The organism is Paenibacillus sp. S-12 (genome assembly GCF_030363895.1).
GTDB lineage: Bacteria > Bacillota > Bacilli > Paenibacillales > Paenibacillaceae > Paenibacillus_B > Paenibacillus_B alvei.
In genome coordinates this window covers 58,455-79,731 of sequence record NZ_JASIUF010000004.1, presented here as the reverse complement: position 1 = coordinate 79,731, position 21,277 = coordinate 58,455, and the positions used below count along the sequence as shown (strand labels likewise).

Annotated in this window: 18 protein-coding genes and 1 other annotated feature; of the genes, 2 read left to right on the top strand and 16 right to left on the bottom strand. The window is 48.5% G+C overall.

Annotated features, from left to right (window positions below; all coding sequences use genetic code 11):
• Window positions 1-170: 170 nt before the first annotated feature.
• Window positions 171-464 (bottom strand) — a binding site (T-box leader).
• Window positions 465-627: 163 nt separating this feature from the next.
• On the top strand, window positions 628-792 hold the full coding sequence (locus tag NO352_RS02635) for a hypothetical protein (protein WP_005547353.1): 165 nt from the start codon (window positions 628-630) through the stop codon (window positions 790-792).
• 81 nt (window positions 793-873) lie between these two features.
• On the opposite strand, the gene NO352_RS02630 is transcribed toward NO352_RS02635, so the two are convergent.
• The 3 genes from NO352_RS02630 to hemL form a co-directional block, all read right to left on the bottom strand.
• Window positions 874-2,457, bottom strand: coding sequence for a LysM peptidoglycan-binding domain-containing protein (locus NO352_RS02630; protein WP_289354860.1), 1,584 nt, complete (start codon window positions 2,455-2,457; stop codon window positions 874-876).
• 143 nt (window positions 2,458-2,600) lie between these two features.
• Complete coding sequence (locus NO352_RS02625; RefSeq protein WP_171418336.1) at window positions 2,601-3,488, bottom strand: RluA family pseudouridine synthase; 888 nt, start codon at window positions 3,486-3,488, stop codon at window positions 2,601-2,603.
• 151 nt (window positions 3,489-3,639) lie between these two features.
• Entirely contained in the window at window positions 3,640-4,944 is a 1,305-nt protein-coding gene (gene hemL / locus NO352_RS02620) for a glutamate-1-semialdehyde 2,1-aminomutase (RefSeq protein WP_171418338.1), read from the bottom strand.
• Window positions 4,945-5,022: 78 nt separating this feature from the next.
• Between hemL and NO352_RS02615 the strand changes: the two genes are divergently transcribed.
• A complete protein-coding gene (locus NO352_RS02615) occupies window positions 5,023-5,700 on the top strand; it encodes a Crp/Fnr family transcriptional regulator (RefSeq protein WP_005547342.1) in 678 nt (225 codons plus the stop codon).
• A gap of 98 nt (window positions 5,701-5,798) precedes the next feature.
• Here NO352_RS02615 and hemB read toward each other — a convergent pair whose 3' ends face one another.
• From hemB to NO352_RS02550, 13 genes are all read right to left on the bottom strand, one after another.
• A complete protein-coding gene (hemB, locus tag NO352_RS02610) occupies window positions 5,799-6,803 on the bottom strand; it encodes a porphobilinogen synthase (RefSeq protein WP_005547340.1) in 1,005 nt (334 codons plus the stop codon).
• Between the two features lies 1 nt (window position 6,804).
• Window positions 6,805-8,391 (bottom strand): uroporphyrinogen-III C-methyltransferase, encoded by a 1,587-nt coding sequence (gene cobA / locus NO352_RS02605; RefSeq protein ID WP_268599234.1) that lies wholly within the window; start codon window positions 8,389-8,391, stop codon window positions 6,805-6,807.
• A 5-nt stretch (window positions 8,392-8,396) separates the two neighbouring features.
• Window positions 8,397-9,329 (bottom strand): hydroxymethylbilane synthase, encoded by a 933-nt coding sequence (gene hemC / locus NO352_RS02600; protein ID WP_197266639.1) that lies wholly within the window; start codon window positions 9,327-9,329, stop codon window positions 8,397-8,399.
• Window positions 9,330-9,349: 20 nt separating this feature from the next.
• On the bottom strand, window positions 9,350-10,012 hold the full coding sequence (locus tag NO352_RS02595; RefSeq protein WP_268599235.1) for a precorrin-2 dehydrogenase/sirohydrochlorin ferrochelatase family protein: 663 nt from the start codon (window positions 10,010-10,012) through the stop codon (window positions 9,350-9,352).
• A 3-nt stretch (window positions 10,013-10,015) separates the two neighbouring features.
• A complete protein-coding gene (gene ccsA / locus NO352_RS02590; RefSeq protein WP_005547335.1) occupies window positions 10,016-10,843 on the bottom strand; it encodes a cytochrome c biogenesis protein CcsA in 828 nt (275 codons plus the stop codon).
• Between the two features lie 27 nt (window positions 10,844-10,870).
• Window positions 10,871-12,256, bottom strand: a complete 1,386-nt coding sequence (gene hemA, locus NO352_RS02585) for a glutamyl-tRNA reductase (RefSeq protein ID WP_289354859.1) — start codon at window positions 12,254-12,256, stop codon at window positions 10,871-10,873.
• A 198-nt stretch (window positions 12,257-12,454) separates the two neighbouring features.
• The gene (locus NO352_RS02580) at window positions 12,455-12,991 is read right to left on the bottom strand and encodes a hypothetical protein (RefSeq protein WP_005547327.1); all 537 of its coding nucleotides are present in this window, start codon (window positions 12,989-12,991) and stop codon (window positions 12,455-12,457) included.
• A 136-nt stretch (window positions 12,992-13,127) separates the two neighbouring features.
• Window positions 13,128-13,526 carry an adenosylmethionine decarboxylase gene (gene speD / locus NO352_RS02575; RefSeq protein WP_005547325.1) on the bottom strand — a complete coding sequence of 133 codons (399 nt, stop codon included), beginning with the start codon at window positions 13,524-13,526 and terminating at the stop codon, window positions 13,128-13,130.
• Window positions 13,527-13,863: 337 nt separating this feature from the next.
• A complete protein-coding gene (locus tag NO352_RS02570) occupies window positions 13,864-14,448 on the bottom strand; it encodes a hypothetical protein (protein WP_005547324.1) in 585 nt (194 codons plus the stop codon).
• A 158-nt stretch (window positions 14,449-14,606) separates the two neighbouring features.
• The gene (gene yihA, locus NO352_RS02565; RefSeq protein WP_005547321.1) at window positions 14,607-15,200 is read right to left on the bottom strand and encodes a ribosome biogenesis GTP-binding protein YihA/YsxC; all 594 of its coding nucleotides are present in this window, start codon (window positions 15,198-15,200) and stop codon (window positions 14,607-14,609) included.
• A gap of 120 nt (window positions 15,201-15,320) precedes the next feature.
• Window positions 15,321-17,654: an endopeptidase La gene (gene lon, locus NO352_RS02560; RefSeq protein ID WP_289354858.1), complete on the bottom strand. Its 2,334-nt coding sequence runs from the start codon at window positions 17,652-17,654 to the stop codon at window positions 15,321-15,323.
• 97 nt (window positions 17,655-17,751) lie between these two features.
• Window positions 17,752-19,488: an ATP-dependent protease LonB gene (gene lonB, locus NO352_RS02555; protein WP_289354857.1), complete on the bottom strand. Its 1,737-nt coding sequence runs from the start codon at window positions 19,486-19,488 to the stop codon at window positions 17,752-17,754.
• A 102-nt stretch (window positions 19,489-19,590) separates the two neighbouring features.
• A complete protein-coding gene (locus tag NO352_RS02550) occupies window positions 19,591-21,006 on the bottom strand; it encodes an alanine/glycine:cation symporter family protein (RefSeq protein ID WP_005547315.1) in 1,416 nt (471 codons plus the stop codon).
• Window positions 21,007-21,277: the final 271 nt, after the last annotated feature.

Genomic DNA, 21,277 nt, shown 5'->3' with positions numbered 1-21,277 from the left:
AAATCCCTCCGTTACTTAATCATGAGTGTCTAATCGACAATACTATGCCTATAGAACCGAAGCGAATAACAACCCTGCGCTGTCTCCCATAACACTTCCTCAAGCGTCTAAACTATGGCATTTGTAAGGGATGCATTCACTTCTGCAGGCAAATAAAAAAACCTTACGTCGCAAAGGACGAAAGGTTTATCTTCCGTGGTACCACCTTTATTCCGCTCTTATATACAGACTTCCAAGCATACAGATTCTGCTGAGCGGCACTTCAGTTGCAAATAACGGCTGCGGCCGGCCTGTTCTAGCGTATGAGGAACACGATGAACACAATGTTCATACATTACCTTGATACGTTCAAATGGGCAACTCCCAGGTGACTTCAGCGCTGGACGATCCTGCAGGCGTTGCACCGTGTCGCTCTGCTCTCTGTAAGGGGCCGATCGCTTACTAATCCTGTTCATCGTTTTTCAATCAGTCAGCTATGAAAGTAAACAATAACATTTACGATATATTGTACCTTCGCACAACCTGCGAGTCAATAGACGGAGCGCAAAAGGATGCTGATAATTGGTTCCCTATTAGTCATAACCTGTTTTTCGTTTTTCATAACATGTACTATAGGAGGTGTTTTATATGGAACGGTGGTGGTGTCGTGTTCGAGGTTCCATTAAAGGGGTTCTTTTCCCCATCATTTGCTTGCAATTTATCCGCACGTTGCTTCTGCCAACAGCATTTGACGTATTTTTGCTTTTTGTACTATTCCTCATTTTCATTGGATTTTTGTGGGACGTGTATTGAAGCTTGTACAGCTGCATGCAGACACAAAGAAACCCGTCGCTCAATGAGCCATACGGGTTTCTTGCCTTTATGGAGATATCGTTACGAGGTGGGAATGTAGAGAACTTGCCCTTCGGATACATCCGATTCCGCCAAGCGATTGTAGAGAGCAATCTCTCGTGAATTCATGCTATATCGGTCTGCTATCGTGTCGAGCGTTTCGGAACGCTGCACAATACACAAGCGCACTTTTTTGAATGCACGTTCATCATCCAAACGTTGGAGGAATAACGACTGCCACTTTACTTCCTCTCCAGAGGCCTCCGCATTCGTCGCTGCCTGCTTCGCAGTCTCCTCTTCCGTTTGAACCCGATCCGACTCTTGTGGCTCCCGCTTCTTCGAAAGCAATGAACTGAACCCGAGCGGCTCGGCTGCTTCTGGCTCACTATTTTTCCCCTTGCCAATCGCAATCTTCATTTCCTGCTTTACTGCAGCTGCCGGATCAGCATCCGACTGTTCATTGACAACAGAACCGGCTTCTACACTCTCCCGCTCCTCATCATGAGTTGAGACAAGTGACTCAAGCTCTTCTGACAATTGGGCAGCCGCTGAATCATCCGTTTCTGTAGAGGATACACGTTCCTTACGCTCACGCTTGTCATGGCTTGCAACGGGTTCGCGAGCCTGGGCTTCCTCAGAGAATGTATGGAAATCAGAAGGAGCTCCCTTCGGTGTGCGCACATGTTCACCTTCATGCGAATCAGCATTCGTTTCACTTGATGCCTGCCGCTCGTCCTCCGAAGCTTCGGCACTTTGGCCTTCCACTTGCTCTTCCGCTTCTAGAATCTCCTTGTTCCATTGGGAACCACTCCACGTCAGTGGAACTCGTTGGGAATTGGATGAAGTGGTGTCGGATGGCTCATGATTTGATTGAGCAATCAACTGCTCATCTTCAGTTTCATGTTCGCTGGCTTCCAGTTCTTCTGCAGCTCGAGTATAAGATTCAGATTCTTCTTCCTCTTCATCTTGCATAAACTCATGATCCTGTTCCTGCTTTTGTTCTTCGGAATTCCATGCAGAGCTGTACTCTCTATATTCCTCTCTTGGATCTGCATCCGATTCTACATTCGATGATTCGTCATTCGATTCATCATTCGATCCTCCGTTGCTCTCAGACAAACTCTCTTCATGACTCGATGTAAATGCCGGTGTATATGTACCGTAGTCACGCAGCCATGAAGGTTCCTCCTCATCCTGCTCGATCTCTGTTTGATGCACGACCGTAAATTGCTCAGGTTCCCAAGCTGCAGGCTCGATACTTTCCATCGAGATGCCGCGCAGCGATAAAATTCCTGTTATATTCAATGTTCGTGTCGATAATAGATCAACATCAAAGTGCTCAATGTCGACCGAAATATCTTCTAAGCTGCGCACCCGGTTTAAGGGCAGTGTGATTTCAACTGGTATCCAATGCTCAAGCGAATGGCTGCTTCGCAATTCATCGGCACCTACGTATGCTCCTGCCAGCAGCAAGCTGCCGCGCACCGTCACCTGGTCACCAGCAGGAATGACCTGAATGTGCGGTGTCAACTCCACTTCTTCCAATTGATCAATGCCGACCACTTCGTCGGACAAATGCACACGTTCATAAATATCAAATCGCAATCCATATGATTCATCGTTCACAGACCGCTCCTCCTCCCGCAGTTCATATGCCATCCTCCCTTGTGACCAGCACACATGCAATTCGACAACGATGTTAAGCTACAGTCGCAAAGTCAGACTCGTATCACTACTTCATCTATATGGGAAGAAAGAGAGGAGCATGACTATATTTTTTGCCGTAAACGCAACATGTCCTCTGGCCACGGGACATCCACCTGAATGTGTTCTCCCGACAACGGATGGCGGAAGCGCAAGCTTTCTCCGTGAAGCGCTTGTCTGCGAATCAGCTTGTCATCCCCGCCGTACATCACGTCTCCTGCAAGCGGGTAGCCCTTTGCACTCATATGCACCCGAATTTGATGTGTTCTCCCTGTCTCCAGAGACAACCGAACTAGAGACAGCTCTGAACCAGGCTGCAACGTATCATAATGAGTGATCGCACGTACCCCACTGTCACTTACCCGATATTTTCCGCGGTGATGACGATCCTTTCCTATTGGCGCATCAATTGTTCCAGAAGCCGGAGTCGGCGTTCCGTGAACAATCGCATGATAGATACGTTCAATCTTTTTTTCGCGCATCATTTCATCAAGAATAACTTGCGAACAGGGCTGCTTTGCATACAATACGGGCCCTGTTGTATCAACATCAAGCCGATGGATATGCAGTACCTTAGCCGACTGTCCTGTCCAAGCATAATGGCATGCTACAGCATGAGCCAAACTGTCCCGTCTCTTGGCCTGCTCAGGTGTCGAAGGATGAACCGCCATTCCCGAAGGCTTATAGGCAACAAGACAGGCATCATCTTCATACAGCACCTCTGCAGGCTCATCTGCAGGTTCATAGGAATCCGATTCACGAGTAAACCATCTTAGCCTCAGCCTATCTCCAGCCGTGCGAATATCTCCCTCATGCTTCATTCTTTGAACGAAATTTTTCGGCAAGCGCAGCTCTCCGATTAACCAAGAAAATGTTGACTCTTCCTCTTTGAGCACTCCCTTGCCAGGCATGAACTCTACCCATTCACCTTGGCGTCTCCAATACCGTGTCATGCCGCACCTCCACTCTATTTCCTTTTCATTTCATTTCAAAGCCCGGCACTCCTCTAGTGACGGGAATCGCCGGGCTTATCGTCGTTCTATTCCGTTGCAGGGTGTAGTCTAAAAGACTAATCTTTCTACCCCGTTTTAATTCACTCTATGCTTAGATGGACTTTTTCAGTGCTGCGTAGTGAGCTTGTATCGTAAACTCAATATCTTCATCAGTATGAGCTGCTGATACAAACATCCCTTCGAATTGCGAAGGCGCTACATTGACCCCTTCATCCAACAAATGCTTGAAATAGCTGCGGAACAATTCCAAGTTGGAAGTACGTGCCGTATCAAAGTTCGTGACCGCTTCATTCGTAAAGAACGGACAAACCATCGAGCCGATGCGATTGATTGTACATGGCACTCCAAGCTCCTGAGCATTTCGCGTGAAGCCTTCCTCAAGCATTGCGCCCTTGCGATCCAGCTCATCGTACACCTCCGGCGCAAGCAAAGACAATGTCGTGTAGCCCGCAGCCATCGCCAGTGGATTACCGCTTAACGTGCCGGCTTGATAGATCGGTCCGCTTGGCGCAATCTGCTCCATGTATTCGCGTTTTCCTCCGTATGCACCTACTGGCAGTCCTCCGCCAATAACCTTTCCAAAGCAAGTCAAATCCGGTATAACGCCAAACAAGCCTTGCGCACAGCTATAGCCTACACGAAATCCGGTCATGACTTCATCGAAAATGAGCAAGCTTTCAAACTGCTCTGTTAAATTCCGCAGCCCTTCCAAAAATCCTTCCTTCGGCGGAACAACTCCCATGTTACCTGCTACCGGCTCCACAATGACACAGGCTATGTCTTCGCCATAGCGTTCAAAGGCCAGTTTCACTGCCTCCAAATCATTGTAAGGAACTGCTATCGTATTGCTGGCCACCCCTGCAGGCACCCCTGGGCTGTCCGGCAGTCCTAATGTAGCTACACCAGAGCCAGCCTTGATCAGCAAGCTGTCTCCATGACCATGGTAGGAGCCTTCAAATTTAACAATCTTACTCCGCTTCGTTATTCCACGGGCCAGCCGGATCGCACTCATTGTTGCTTCCGTTCCCGAATTAACCATGCGGACAATATCTACCGAAGGCACACGCTCACATACCAGCTTGGCCATAGCCGTCTCGATCTCAGTAGGCGCACCAAAGCTTGTCCCTTTCGCCGCCGTTTCTTGGATTGCACGAACGACCTCTGGATGCGCGTGACCCATAATTAACGGCCCCCACGAACATACATAATCGACAAATACGTTGCCATCGATATCATACAGTCGGGAACCTTCCGCCCGCTCAATATAGGCAGGTGTTAGTCCGACAGATTTAAATGCGCGAACAGGGCTATTCACACCGCCAGGTATGTATTTTTTTGCTTCTGCAAATGCTGCCTGCGAACGAGTGTCTACACGGCCAGATTTTTTTTCAGACATGTTGGTAGCTCCTTCTTATTTATTCCTCTGTTCTATGTTACACTAGTAAAAAATCGGCTTGGCAAAGAGGGGAAAGTCATGATTGAATTGCTAAAACGCGTCCCACTGTTCTCTGATTTGACTGATGAACAGCTGGAAATCGTATCGTCCATCACATCCCGTCGGGAGTATGCCCCACATACGATTTTGTTCCAGCAGGGAGATCCAGGACACACATTCTGCATCGTATTACGCGGTGCCGTCAAAGTATACACATCCAACAAGAAAGGACAACAAAAGATCCTTTCCGTCTTCAAGAGCGGCGACAACTTCGGCGAGCTTGCGCTTATTGATGGCAAGCCGCGTTCTGCTACAGCAGAGACACTGGAGGATACCGTATTATTGACCGTTACTTCTGAAAGCTTCCATCTATTGCTGCGAGCCCACTACGACATTGCGAAGCAGGTTATGATTCAACTGTGCGGGCGGCTTCGTTCGACGAACGGATACGTCTATGACTTAACGTTCCTGGATGCTCCTAGCCGCATCGTGAAGAACATTGTCCGTATCGCTCAGCAGCAAGGCGAACGCCGTGGAGACAAAATCTACATCCGTACCGCCTTCGATCCCGATGCCATGTCAGGGCTTGCTGGTGTGCATCGCAACGTATTAGAGCAGGTAATCCGCGATTTGGAGCATCAGCGCATCTTGACGCTGCAACCTACCGAATACACACTGGATGTATCCAAGCTGTTCCAGAGTCCTTACGTAAGCTAGCTTCCTAAATGATTGGGCAGACAAGTACCCCTCCGCTGCATTTCGCTAAATGTGCTGGAGGGGTGCTTGCTATATATTCCATCCGCTTGCCCTGATAATTAGGAACGATCTGACAGCCAGCGCGCTGCATCCTTCGCATGGTACGTAATAATCATATCCGTTCCTGCACGCTTTAAACCAAGCAGCAGTTCAGTAACTATTGCCCGCTCGTCAATCCATCCAAGCTTGCTCGCAGCCTTCACCATGGAGTATTCGCCGCTCACATTATAAGCGACCAGTGGCAGATCGAACTGATCCTTTATCACACGGATGACATCCATATATGCCATGGCCGGCTTCACCATCAGCATGTCCGCGCCCTCCAGAACATCCTCTTCTGCCTCGCGAACCGCTTCACGCACATTAGCAGGATCCATCTGGTATGTCTTGCGATCGCCAAATTGCGGTGCGGAATGCGCTGCATCCCGGAATGGGCCGTAGAATGCTGAAGCATATTTCACAGAATAAGACATGATTGGCACATCACTGTAGCCCGCTTCATCCAGTCCTGCTCGAATCGCGTGCACGAATCCATCCATCATATTGGAAGGCGCAATGATATCGGCTCCCGCTTCGGCCTGGGATACAGCAGTACGAACTAAGTACTCGAGCGACTCGTCATTATCGATTTCGCCAATTTCACAGCCATTCACTTCATGCACATGTATCATGCCGCAATGACCATGATCAGTATATTGACAGAGGCAAGTATCTGCGATGACGAGCAGTTCGGGATGAGCAGCCTTTATTTGTCTTGTCGCTTGCTGTACAATTCCGTTCGTGTCGAACGCAGAACTTCCGACAGCATCCTTCGATGCCGGAACGCCAAACAACACGATAGCTTGAATCCCTACTTGTACGATTTCATTAATTTCTTCATCTAGACGATCTAGCGAAAAGTGGTACACGCCTGGCATGGAGCTGATTTCTTCCTTAATATTGGTGCCATGCGTTACAAAAATAGGCATAATTAAATCATTTACGGTTAATACTGTCTCGCGTACCATATTGCGGAGAGCTGCCGTCTTCCGTAGGCGGCGTAATCTTGTAGTTGGAAATACCATATTAGCAACCTCCTTGAATGTGTATATTTGACTTTTCACTATTGCATAGCTTGCTCATTGCTTCTACCAATCCTTTTATGGTAGAACGCTCGGCTACTGCATCAACCTGCAAGCCTAATTCGCGCGCTGTACGCGCTGTAATATCTCCGATGCAGACAACCTGAGCGCCGCTCAGTTTCGCTACTGGATTCGACACGCCCATGCGTGTTAACGACGCGATCAGGTTCGTTACAGTCGAAGAACTCGTAAAGGTAATAAGATGAATGGCGTTATCCTCAAGCAGTTCTAATAAGCAAGGATCATCCTCTTCCGGCAATACAGTCTCGTACAGATCGATCTCATCGACAATAAGACCATGCTGATGCAGGGTCTCCTTTAGCCAAGGACGTGACAAATCCCCGCGCGCTAACAGTACGCGCTCCCCTGACGCAACGAGCGGGCGCAGTACGTCCCATACCCCTTCTTGACTAAACTGAGCAGCAGATACATCCGGTTGCACACCGTATTCACGAAGCGCCTCAGCCGTTTTTGGTCCAACCGTCACAATTCGTGCGCCAGCCCATTGACGAATGTCCTGGCCTTGATCCTGCAAATGCTGGAACCAATACGAAACACCATTCACGCTCGTTAGAATGAGCCAGTGATACTGCCTAGCCTGCAGGAATGCCTGTTGAATCGCCTGCTTCTGCCGCGCCGAGACAGGCGCACGCATTTCAATGACAGGAAATTCATAAGGCTCCCCTCCAAGCTGTTCGACGGCCCGCACAAGCTCGCTTGCTTGGCTACGGCTTCTCGTCACAAGCACACGCTTCCCGAATAATGGCCGCTCTTCTGCCCATGCAAGCTGTTCCCGCAGCTTAACAACGTCACCTACGATAATGATTGCAGGCGATTCAAATCGGATCCGCTCTGCTTCATCCGCAATCGTCGCTAAAGTTCCAACAATGGTGAACTGCTCTGCCCGTGTTCCCCAGCGTATCAATGCAACAGGTGTCTCCGCTGCCCGCCCATGGCTCATTAATCGTTCTACTATCGCACGCAGCTTGCCAATCCCCATAAGAAACAACAAGGTGCCTGCTGATTGAGTCATCTGTTCCCACTCAATGAATTCGTCCAGCTTGTCAGGATTTTCGTGTCCTGTGACTACGCAGAAGGAAGAGGCATACTCACGATGTGTCACGGGAATGCCGGCATAAGCCGGAACCGCCACCGCTGAGGTGACACCCGGAACGATCTCGAATGATATCCCATGCTCCTTCAGCACAGCCGCTTCTTCTCCTGCTCTGCCAAATACACATGGATCTCCTCCCTTTAAGCGAACAACCCGGTGTCCTTCCAGAGCCAGATCGGCAAGAAGCTGATTAATGTCCGCTTGCTTCATCGCATGCCTATCAGGCAGCTTACCGACATAGATCCTGCGTGCGCCGGGCTTCATATGCCTAAGCAGCTGAGGACTGGAAAGGCGATCATAGACAACAACATCCGCTTCCTGCAAACAGTTCAAGCCTTTGACCGTAATCAAGCCAGCATCTCCCGGCCCTGCGCCTACTAGATACACGATACCTAATTCAGAGGAATGCCGTTCCATTCTTATCAGCCCCTTAATTGGGATAACATTTGTTCCGCTCCTTGATCCAGCAGCCGCTCTGCAACTGCAATACCAAGTTCCTCTGGATGTTTACCTACCATAGTGTCGCTCACAATCGTATTGTCCTCGGCTGAGCCGACAAGGCCAGTCAAGCGCATTGTGCCATCAGCACCATGAAGCTCTGCATATGCCCCGATTGGAACTTGGCAGCCGCCATTCAAACGTCCTAAGAAGGCACGTTCTGCCTGAACCGTAAGAGCGGTGTCTGCATCGTGATAACGTGCAAGCAGCGCCAATACTTCTTCATCATCTGCGCGGCATTCAATCCCCAGTGCCCCTTGGCCTACTGCCGGCAGGCTTACTGCTGTGGGCAAGTAAGATGTAATGCGATCCTGCCAGCCCATCCGGTGCAGTCCTGCTGCAGCAAGAACAATCGCATCGAACCCTTCCGTATCAAGCTTCTTCAGCCGCGTATCAATATTGCCGCGCAATGGCTCGATTTGCAGATCAGGACGCTGCGCCTGTAATTGACAGGCTCTGCGCAGGCTGCTGGTACCCACCTTGGCGCCTATGGGCAAATCTTCGATCGAGGTGCCCGACTTCATAATCAAGCAATCTCTCGGATCCTCCCGTTTCGGCACTGCGCCAACCGTTAGTCCATCCTGCAGCTCCCATGGCATGTCTTTCATACTATGAACCGCAATATCAACTTCCTTGTCGATAAGCGCCTGTTCGATTTCCTTTACGAACAGCCCCTTGCCGCCTACCTTGGACAAGGTCACATCCAGTATGCGATCGCCCTTGGTTACGATCTTTTTAATTTCGAAGCGATACGGAAGATTATTTTCTTGGCAAATGGCTTCCAACGCTGAAATAACATGCCCGGTCTGCGTCAGCGCCAAGGCACTCTGCCTTGTTCCAACAATGATAGTACGCATCTAGTTGCCCTCCTGCTTGCCTATATTATGGATTCATTTATTGATAATTGCGCGAGCCATGCCTCTATCCACTCTTCCCACTTGGGAAGCGGAACGTGTTGCTCATAAGTTCGCCAGCATTCCTCTGCATAATGCCGCATTGCACGCTGGCGCTGGGCTGTGTCAGGCAGTACCGTATGGGCAGCTTTACGTGCGTGCAGCAGCAGTTCCGCAACTTGCGCCAACTCCTCGTCCATGAGCTTGGACAGCTTAGCAAGTATGCTTCGCGTCAAGGTGGGACTCGCACCGCCCGTCGATACAGCCAGATGGACATCACCATGCTGAATCGCCCCAGGATTGGCAAAGTCACTATGATCCGGACTATGAGCAACATTAATTAGCGCACCGCATCGCCTTGCCTCTGCTGCCACCCGTTCATTAACTTCACTATCGTCTGTCGCAGCAAACACGAGCAGCGCTCCGATAGCGTCCCCCTCCTCATACTCTCTTGCAACGTGCATAACGATTCCATTATTCACAAAATGCCAAAGCTCCGGAGTCAATATGGGACTGACCACCTTCACTTTAGCACCACTTGCCAGCAAATGGCGAATTTTGCGGGCAGCTACCTTGCCGCCGCCAATAACGGTACATGGCTTGCCGGCAAGCTTCAGCATAATCGGATACAGAGGGGAATCTCCCATTCGCTACACTCCAATCCAGCGATGAAATGTCGATAATGAATTCAATGCGAAATTGAGCATGATTACCGCATAACATCCTAAATTCAACAAAGAAAGTCGAAATCCTGTTGAATCATAGCGCGAGCGTTTCACAACATAGGAGCCATACAGCAGAAGCGCTGCTAATGTAAACCATATTTTTAAATCGATCAGCAGTTCCGTACGGTTGTCCAGCAGGATAGCTCCCACCGCTACAGCAAGCGACAACAGGAACATCGGAATGCCGATTACCGCTGCCAGGTAGGAGAATCGCTCAATTCGTTCAAGACTAGGCAAGCGCCTCACCGCATCCGACCACTGCTTGGCCTTAAGCTTATGATGCAGAAATACATACATGCCTGCAAATACTGCACTAACCGTCAAGGCTGCAAACCCAAAGGCCGCAAGCGAGATATGAAAGGAGAGCAAATTGCGCATCATCTCCCATTCCTTCATCGATGCAGGCATCGTTGGATCATTAAGCATGTTTACCAGCAATAAAGCAAAACCAATCAGGTTTACAAAGAATACGATAAATTCGATATGAAAAAACCTGCTAATAACAATGGATACGGTCACTAAGAACCATGAGAATAAGAACATGAATTCAAAACTGCTAAAAACAGGAACATCCTGATGTCGCACCATCCTCACAATTAAGAAAATGGTCTGGAGTACCCATACAAAAGTAAGAAGCCCTGCGCCCATCCGCTTCGCTTTCCGATTGACTCCTACCACATCGGAAAAATAAAACAGAAGGCTCAGGGCGTATGTGTATATAATCGCATCGTAAATCCAACTATTCGTAACCATCGATGCCTGCCGCCTCCTGTTCTTCCACTACCATGTGACGGCTGCCCAAGACAGCACAGACTTCCCCCGTTCGGGTTCAGCATTCCGATTCACGGGGACTTGCGTGGAGGGCTGTTCCTCTCCTCGCTCCTTCTTGCCATCCGCTTCCGGCTCCTCAAGTGCGAAGATTTGCGAGAACAATTGCAATGCCTCGTCTCCATTCTTCTCTGCGGCGAGCTCTTTAATTTGGTTAATTGGGTCGTGCATCATTTGATTCAGCATACTTTTCGTCAACCGGCGTATCAGCTTCGCTTCCCGGTCGGACAGCTCTGGTAGCTTATTGAACAAGCTTTGGAGCGTATCCTGATGAATACGGTCTGCCTTGGCCTGCAATGAGCGAATCATCGGGGTTACACCTAGCATTTTGAGCCAATGGCGATGCTCCTCGAGTTCATCTGCAATAAAAGCTTCAATCTTTGCCGCTTCCTTGCGCCGCCGAGCCAGATTGCTTTCTACAATACCTTGCAAATCATCAATGTCATACAAGAATACATTCGACAAATCGCTAATCGCAGGATCCAAGTCACGCGGTACGGCAATATCAATAAAGAATAGCGACCGAGACTTGCGATTGCTCAGCGCCCGCTTTACATCATCCGCCGATAACACATATTCCTTAGCCCCAGTAGAGCTTATAACGATGTCTGCTTCAGCCAGCATTAGATCAACCTCTTCGAGTGTCCCCGCTCGTCCATTAAATTGCTTCGCCAGTTCCTCCGCACGAGATAATGTACGGTTCGCTACCATCACCTCAGCGGCACCGTTCGCATACAAATGCTTTACGGTAAGCTCGCTCATTTTGCCTGCGCCAAGGATGAGCACTTTCTTGCCATGGAATGATCCGAATATGCGCTTGCCAAGCTCAACAGCAGCATAGCTGACCGATACCGCATTTTCGTTAATGCTTGTTTCGGCATGTGCTCTCTTCGCGAGTGTTATCGCCTGCTTAAATACCGTATTGAGCCACGTTCCTGTTACCCCTTCATGTTGCGCAAACAAGAATGCATTGCGGATCTGACCAAGAATTTGCGTTTCACCGATGACCATGGAATCCAAGCCGCAGCTGACCCGGAATAAATGTTCAACGGCCTGATCATCTTCATATATATAGAGGTAAGGTGTAAATTGCTGTCTAGGGATGCCGAACCATGTCTCCATAAAGCTGCGGATGAAGTAACCGCACATGTGCAATCTGTCGACAACCACATACAGCTCTGTACGGTTGCATGTCGACACCATCACACATTCGAGCACGCTCTTCGTCTGTCTCAATTGTCTCAGCGCCTCTTGCCATTCACTTTCGGGCAGCGCGAACTTTTCCCGAATCTCTACGGGCGCTGTACGATAGTTCATGCCGACGACGATGATGTGCATTCATTTCACCTGCTTTTCGATATTTAGTACATTCTCAGATGATAATCATTATAACATACATCACAGAGAACATTCGTTCGTAATTTGAAAATATTATGAAATGCATGTCAAATTTTAGTTTGTACGTGCTAACTGCACCTTATACTAACATTGCTGCGACCTAATGTCATTCTTTTTTATGCACTTTTTGCCAAACTATTACGGTGCAAAATAAGAATCCAGCACACTTATGAGCTCTTTATCGGCCAAGATGAGCTCTTCACGCTGTGACGCAATCCAATGTCCACTGCTGTTATAAATGAGAGCGTAACTGTCAACTAATTTGTTCGCTGCATCGGCGGAAGTGCTTATCACCTCTTTTTCACTGTCTGCAAGCGGGCGATCCCCATTTAATTGCAGCAATGTTATCATCTCTACAACCTTATTCATACTAGAGAGCTCTGGCAGCTTATCCTTGCCAACTGCACGCACCAGTCGTTCATGTGCAAAGGCTGCTGAGTAGGCAACCAGCTTCAATTTTTGCAATTGATCGGTTGTATGAACCCGTTTAGCTTCCTGCATCGATCCTTTTAACAAATTCATTTGAAACTGAGCTACCTCATACAGCATTTTTAGCGGGTCGGATGCTTCTATCTTCGGTGACAAGAAGTTGTACACCTGAATAGAAGGCCATATAAGCAGCATGAACAATACGACCATCCATACGACACCGCTTCGAAATCGCTTTGGTCTCATAGGCATTCTCCTACTATATATGATTATGTATATAGCTTATGGAGCTGCAAGTGGACAAATAACCAGGGTAAAATGAATAAAAAAAGCCCGCTCAACCCGGTGCCAAGCACTTAAGTGAGCGGGACTTTATTGTGTTCTATACCAATTCGGATACTTTCATATCCGGAGTAACCACTTGCAATTCGCCTAATCCGCGAACGAGCTTCTTCGCGTACGTTTTCTCCGGTTTCAACATAGAGACCAGGTAATCAATGGCTAGCTGCGGGTCTACTGTTTCTCCGCAAGTGTAACAATCGATTGCTGCAAATCCACGTTCAGGATAAGTGTGGATTGAAAGATGACTTTCTGACAACATAACTAGAACTGTTGCCCCTTGTGGGTCAAACTGTTTAGATTGAACAGACAAGACGGTTGCACCACACGCTTCAGCGGCTTCTACCAGTTGTGCTTCAAGCAATTGAGCATTGTTCAGCAAATCGAAGTCGACTCCCCACGTGTCAACAGCAACATGTCTTCCGAAAGTTGAGTATTCCATCTTCCGGTTCCCCCTTCCTAGGAATAAAATGTTTGAAAAAAATAATTTCATCCGCTAGGACCTACGTCATTCACTTCCCGAGGGAAAAATCTCTCGCAACATGCAATGTCCTGAGTGAATCCTGGTTCCTATATTGTTTTCAACGAGATTAAAAATAACATCTTATACACATAAATGCAACACTTTTTTATTCGCTTTTCACCAGACCATTTGTAATTCCCTGTCTACTATATGGAAAAAGCATCCGTTAGGTGTTTATTTTCTTCCGCCCAATATGTGCAGAAAATAAAAAGAACTTAAGGCGCATGCCCTAAGTTCTTTTCTATTCCAATGCCGCTCAGGCTTCCAAGATGAACAATTGCTTTGCCATTTCTGCCAGCTCATGATCCACAGCTTGAATCTCATCCGCCGACAGACTGTGATTTCGCTTATCGAGGAGGCTGTTGATGCGCTCCTTGATACTCGCAATACGTATTTCTACACGATCGTTACGGTACATATTCTGCAAGTCCAGCACCGTATCCTTATGTTCGAAAATAACGCGAGGCTCTTCCTTCTGCTCCACAATCTTGCGAACTGCCCCATCCACGTAATAATAAGTGATTGTAAATCCCGCAAAAATCCGATTGACTACCGCTTCGCCACGGAATGTCGCCACAAGCTTATGCATCACTTGCGTCAATTTCGGATGAACCAAGCGGCAAGACGTTACACAGACATACCGATTGCCTTGTTTCTCGAACAGGAATATGATCTCATCACCCTGGCCGTCCTCAAGAACCACCTCTTGATTACCGTTTTCTAATACTTTCACCCGCCCTACAATAGATTGCTTCGCGAGCGATTGCACAAATCGGGTCAACTGAGCTTCCGTTAACTGTAAACTGGCTTTCACATACTCTGTGGCTAACCGCCGAGCCATAAAAACTCTCCTTAAACCGTATTCAACAAATTATATTTACACATCTTTATTATACTACAGGGATCACATGAATTCCTGTTCACGAGCCGCCATTTTATGGTGCATTTCGCAAAAAAACGGACTGAGGACGGAACTATCCCATATTTTATCCAACATGCTTACGAATTAACGCCTGCATGTTGATTAATAATCTCCCATAACTCTTCTCGGCCTTGTCCAGTTTCCGAGGAGAACATGACGAAGGGAGCATCTGGTGATAATCCGAGTGTGGTTCGGACTTGCTTTACATGTCTTGGAAGGTGATTCTTTGAGATTTTATCGGCCTTTGTAGCGACAACGCAGACCGGAATGCCATAATGCGTCAGCCAGTCATGCATCATACAATCGTCCGCTGTAGGAGCATGACGCAAGTCAACGACCAGCAGCACAAGCTTAAGTGTCTCACGTTCTTGGAAATATGCCTCAATCATGCGTCCCCAAGCAGCGCGCTGTGTCTTTGACACCTTTGCATATCCATATCCCGGAACGTCTACGAAATACATATTGTCATTGATGCGGTAGTAGTTCAATTGCTGCGTCTTGCCTGGCTGCGAACTTGTGCGCGCCAAGTTTTTGCGCATTATCAACCGATTAATCAAGGAAGACTTACCGACATTTGATCGACCTGCCAGTCCAATCTCGGGAAAACCGTCGTCAGGATACTGTGATGCTCCAACAGCACTAATAATAAATTCTGCATTTGTTATTTTCATGTTCGATTATCCTCACCTTACATTCTGTTCTGTCCATTGTACAATTGTACACGATTCCCGTCATTTCACAAAAACAAGAAAAACGGATGCGCTTACGCGCACCCGTCTACTTCTACATATTTATGAGGAAGCTTGCTCCAGCAAGGCATGCCGCAGCACTTCATCCATATGAGAAACCGGTATAAAGGTTAACTCCTGCCGTACCGTATTCGGGATATCCGCAAGATCACGTTCATTGTCATGCGGGAACAGAACCGTCTTGATTCCCGCACGGAGCGCGGCCAGCGACTTCTCTTTCAATCCGCCAATCGGGAGAACGCGCCCGCGCAGTGTAATCTCACCAGTCATTGCAACATCCTTGGATACGTACCGGTTGGTGAATGCCGATACAAGTGCCGTCGCGATTGTGATTCCGGCAGAAGGACCATCCTTCGGAATCGCCCCTTCCGGTACATGGACATGAATATCCAGCTTCTCATGGAAGTCTGGCTCCAACTCCCACTGCGCTGACTTCGAGCGGATGTAGCTAAATGCAGCCTGTGCAGACTCCTTCATGACATCGCCAAGCTTACCTGTCAATTGAAGCTTGCCAGAACCAGGGACAACGGTTACCTCAATGTTAAGTGTGTCTCCCCCCGCTTCCGTCCACGCAAGACCTGTCACCGTTCCTATTTGGTCATCTTGTTCTGCCAGCCCGTAGCGATATCGAGCTACACCTAAATATTCAGATAATTGCTGGGCGTCAATCTGAATCTCATTTACCTGTTCAGACACGACACGCTTAGCTGCCTTCCGGCATAACGCTGCCAATTGCTGCTCGAGCTGACGAACGCCAGCTTCACGTGTATACTCGCGAATGACTTGCAGGATGCCCTCCTCTGTAACGGTCAACTGACCTTCCTTCAGCCCGTGCGCTTCTTTCTGCTTCGGAAGAAGGTGACGGTTCGCAATTTCCAGCTTCTCCAGCTCTGTATAGCCAGACAAGTTAAGCATCTCCATACGATCAAGCAGCGGACGCGGTATATTATGTACGGCATTAGCGGTTGTAACGAACAAAACTCGTGATAAATCAACCGGCAGTTCGACGAAATGATCGCTGAATGCGTTGTTCTGCTCTGGATCGAGCACTTCCAGCAATGCTGCTGCAGGATCCCCGCGGAAATCCGAAGCCATCTTGTCAATTTCGTCCAACAGCATCACAGGGTTCATCGTGCCCGCATTTTTGAGAGCTTGCACGATCCGACCCGGCATTGCCCCTACATATGTACGACGGTGACCGCGAATTTCTGCTTCGTCACGCACTCCACCTAACGAGATACGGACAAACTTCCGGCCAAGCGACTTCGCAATGGATCTCGCAAGCGAGGTCTTTCCTACACCCGGAGGGCCAACGAGACACAAAATCGGCCCTTTCATTTCCTTGACAAGCTGCTGTACGGCCAAGTATTCCAGAACACGTTCCTTTGGCTTCTCCAATCCGTAGTGGTCTGCCTCTAGAATCGACTCAGCCTTACCGAGATCAAGGTCATCCTCCGTCATTGTTGACCACGGGATTTGAAGCAGCCAATCAATGTAATTGCGAATGACCGATCCTTCTGCTGAGGAAGCAGGCATTTTCTCCAATCGGTCGATTTCTTTGCCGATCTTCTCTCGAACTTTATCCGGAGCATCAAGCTCCTTCAATTGGGCACGCAGTTCCTCAGCTTCCCCTGCACGTCCTTCTTTATCTCCCAATTCCTTTTGAATCGCCTTCATCTGCTCGCGCAAATAATATTCCTTTTGCGTCTTTTCCATTTGCTTTTTCACGCGCTGGCCAATTTTCTTCTCCATCTCCAGCACTTCGCTCTCATTATTGAGCAGCTCAAGCAACTTGTGCAGACGAGCCTTACTGTCCACCGTTTCCAGAAGCGCCTGCTTATCCTTCAGCTTGATTGATAAGTGGCTGGCGATTACATCTGCCATCCTGCCCGGTTCCTCAATGTCCGTGACGGATGCAAGCGTCTCCGGCGACACCTTCTTCGACATTTGCACATAATTTTCGAATTGAGTTAATGCCATGCGCATGAGCGCTTCGGTCTCTGAAGACTGATTTGCCTCTTCATGCAGGACACGCACCTGAACCTCATAGAATTCATCATTTGGCACATATTCAACGATTTCGGCACGCTCTACTCCCTCAACAAGCACACGTATCGTGTTATTAGGCAGACGAAGCATTTGGCGCACCTTCGCTATTGTACCAATGCGGAAAATATCATCCTGAGACGGCTCCTCGATGCTAACCTCTGACTGCGTACACAACAGCAGAAGCTGGTCCTCCAGCATCGCATGTTCAAGTGCCCGTACTGACTTATCGCGTCCCACATCCAAATTCAACACCATGCTCGGGTACACGAGCAAGCCTCGTAGCGGGAGCAGAGGCAGGTGGCGGTCTTTATTCGATTTAAGCCCCATCGTTCGGCACCCCCATGGCTATCATGATCTATCTAGTATATTGCAAGCAACATTTTATCAAATGTTCATCTAAAACACCAATTTTAGGAGCGACCGATCAGCTATAGCTATTCCCGTCTGCGGAATTGCCGCTCTTCTCAGACGCTTCTGCATGAAGCAGCGGCAAAGAAGCACCCGCAGCTCGTTCGTATGGCTGCGGCTTGTGCTGAGCATCTCCCTTCCATTCGCTGCCGAACGCATGCTGGAAGCTTTCCTCAATATGTTCAACCGGAATCACCTGAACACCTTCCAGGCCTGCGAAAATTTCCTGCCAATTCTCCTTCGGAATGAGCACGCGAGTCGCTCCCGCTTGGAAAGCAGCCTCAACCTTGGCAAGCACTCCACCAACTGGCTTAATTCGCCCATGCAAACTAATTTCACCCGTCATCGCAAGCTTGTTATCCACAGGCCAGCCATTCAGAGCCGACGCGATCGCAATCGCCATTGCCATCCCCGCCGAGGGGCCGTCCACCGGCGATCCGCCTGGAAAGTTAATATGCAGATCGAAGTTCGATGTTTCATGTCCCAAGCTGCGTAGCACAGTTAATACATTCTCGATGGAACCCTTCGCCATGCTCTTGCGGCGCAGCGTTCGGCTTCCTCCACCCAGCTCTTCTTCCTCCACAACGCCCGTAATCGTATATTTTCCATGTCCGCTCTTCACGCGGATCGCACTCACTTCAATTTCCAATAGCGCCCCCATGCTAGGTCCATATACAGCTAACCCATTCACAAGGCCAACCTGCGGCTCTACAGGCACCTTGCGATCAGGACGCGGAGCAATCTGACTGCAATTGGCTACCCACTCTACGTCAGCCGCATCTATGGAAGCGCGGCCTTCCGACATCGCGAGACCCGCTGATAGCTGCACAATGTTGACAGCCTCTCGCCCATTCGTAGCGTACTTCTTTACCATATCTACCGCTTCCGGTGAATGTGGGAACCCGATTTTCTTCAGTCCATTCTCTGCGATGGTTCCGATTTCATCTGGCAGCAGAGGTCTGAAGTATATTTCCATGCAGCGAGAACGCAGCGCTGGCGGTAGCTCTTGAGAGGAGCGCGTCGTCGCTCCAACCAGTCTGAAGTCCGCAGGCAGCCCCTTTTGGAAAATATCGTGAATATAAGACGGTACATTCGAATCTTCTGAATTGTAATAGGCGCTTTCTAAAAACACCTTCCGATCCTCAAGCACCTTCAAAAGCTTGTTCATCTGGATCGGGTGAAGCTCCCCAATCTCATCAATGAACAGCATGCCGCCATGCGCCTTTGTAACCGCTCCCGGCTTCGGCTGCGGGATCCCTGCAACCCCCATCGCTCCTGCTCCCTGATAAATCGGATCATGTACTGAGCCGATTAACGGATCGGCAATGCCGCGCTCATCAAATCTAGCTGTCGTTGCGTCAATTTCTGTGAACTTCGATTCCATGGTGAACGGAGAGCTTGGATTCTTTTTCGCTTCCTCAAGCACAACCCTGGCTGCTGCCGTTTTCCCTACACCTGGCGGACCGTAAATAATGACATGCTGCGGGTTTGAACTGCACAGAGCTGCCTTCAACGCCTTCAGCCCATCCTTTTGTCCGACTATATCACTCATAATCGCAGGTCTTGTTTTCTCTGCAAGCGGCTTCGTCAAAGATATAGACCTCAGCTTGCGCAGCTTATCCATCTCTTTGCGAGATTCTCGATCCACAGCCGTGCGGTTGCCTTTCTGGCTGCGCAGCAGATTCCAGAAGTATATGCCGATAACTACGGCAAAGAACGCATTGATTAACATCAATATCACGCTTAAATTCATCGTTTCATCCTCCCATAACGCCCTCGTAAGGACAAAAAAATCCGGCAAAGTTAACTACTTGGTAGTATTACCCTTTGCCGGATGCATTATAAGCGTATGTGATTATGAGTTGTTATTTCTTTCCCAACATTCTGCATGCTTCAGCCCTGGAACAGCATCTGCATAGAAGACTGGCTCCTCGCCGCGCTTACGCTGACTCATATAATCTTTCAAAGCCGCAAATGCCACTTTACCAAGCAGCATAATGGAAATGAGATTAATGAACGCCATGAAGCCCATGAACAAGTCTGCCAAATTCCAAACTAGGGTCATCTTCGCAACAGAACCGAAGAGAACCATTGCTACAACGCCTAACCGATAAGCAAGCATCCATCCCTTTTTCTTCGTAATGAATTCGATGTTGCTTTGACCGTAATAGTAGTTTCCGATAAGTGAAGTAAATGCGAATAAAAAGACAGCTAATCCAATAAAAATGTGCGCCCAATCTCCAACCTGAGTCGCAAGCGCATGTTGTGTCAATCGAATGCCGTTCTGCTCGCCCGTCGTTGAAATCCCGGAGAACAGGATAATGAACGCTGTTGACGAACAAACAAGCAATGTATCGACGAATACCCCGAACGACTGGATCAAACCTTGCTTGACTGGATGGCTAACATTGGCCGTTGCCGCAGCATTGGGAGCACTACCCATCCCGGCCTCGTTCGAGAACAGACCACGCTTAATTCCGTTCATCACCGCTGCGCCTACACCGCCAGCCAGCGCCTCCTCAAATCCAAAGGCGTTTTTAATAATAGAAGCAAATACGGCCGGAATTTCGCTAAAATTGACCAGCATGACGAACAAAGCAATCGCCATATATGCTAGCGCCATGATAGGGACTACGGTCGCAGTAACCTGCGCAACCCGCTGAACCCCTCCGAATATCGTCGGGATGACAAGGATTGCCAATACGATCCCCATCCAAATCGGATCCAAGTTAAATATATCCTGGAACGCCGCACTTGCTGTGTTAGCCTGTACAGAATTGAAAACGAATCCGAAACTGAAAATGATGAGGATGGCAAAAATAATGCCTAGCCAACGCGCGTTCAACGCCCGTTCCATATAGTAAGCCGGGCCGCCTCTAAAATGCTTGCCATCACGCACTTTATAAACCTGTGCCAATGTAGATTCGACGAACCCCGAAGCCGCGCCAATAATTGCAATCATCCACATCCAGAATACAGCGCCAGGGCCGCCTAACGAAATGGCAATAGCGACTCCGGCCAAATTCCCCGTACCAACACGCGAGGCTGTACTCATTGCGAATGCTTGGAAGGAGGAAACGCCTTGCTTTTCACCGGAAGACTTTCCTTTATCCCGCCCCAAAATAAGACGGAATGTTTCTTTAATTGCGGAAAGCTGTACAAAGCTTGTACGTAATGAGAAATAAAGTCCTGCTACTACAAGAACAAATATAAGCATTAAATACCATAAATCATTAAACTTCCCGATCCAATCCTGAATTTGATCAATCAATATATTGCACCTCACTTGTTGTCTAGTCCTAAGCCCGCGATATGTCAACTTTGCTAACACGGTACTAAATGATTGTAGCGTAAATCGAGCATAATGGCAAAATGTTTTTTATCATTTTTCAATTAATGATAAAATTTACCTTCCCCACCTTTCGACACAAACCGATTTTAATGTCGATTCCACACAATATCTACTTACTTTTCGCCGAAAATCATGTACAATAGGAATGTTATGTAAACATATTAGCTTATTTTACCTTGGAATCAATAAG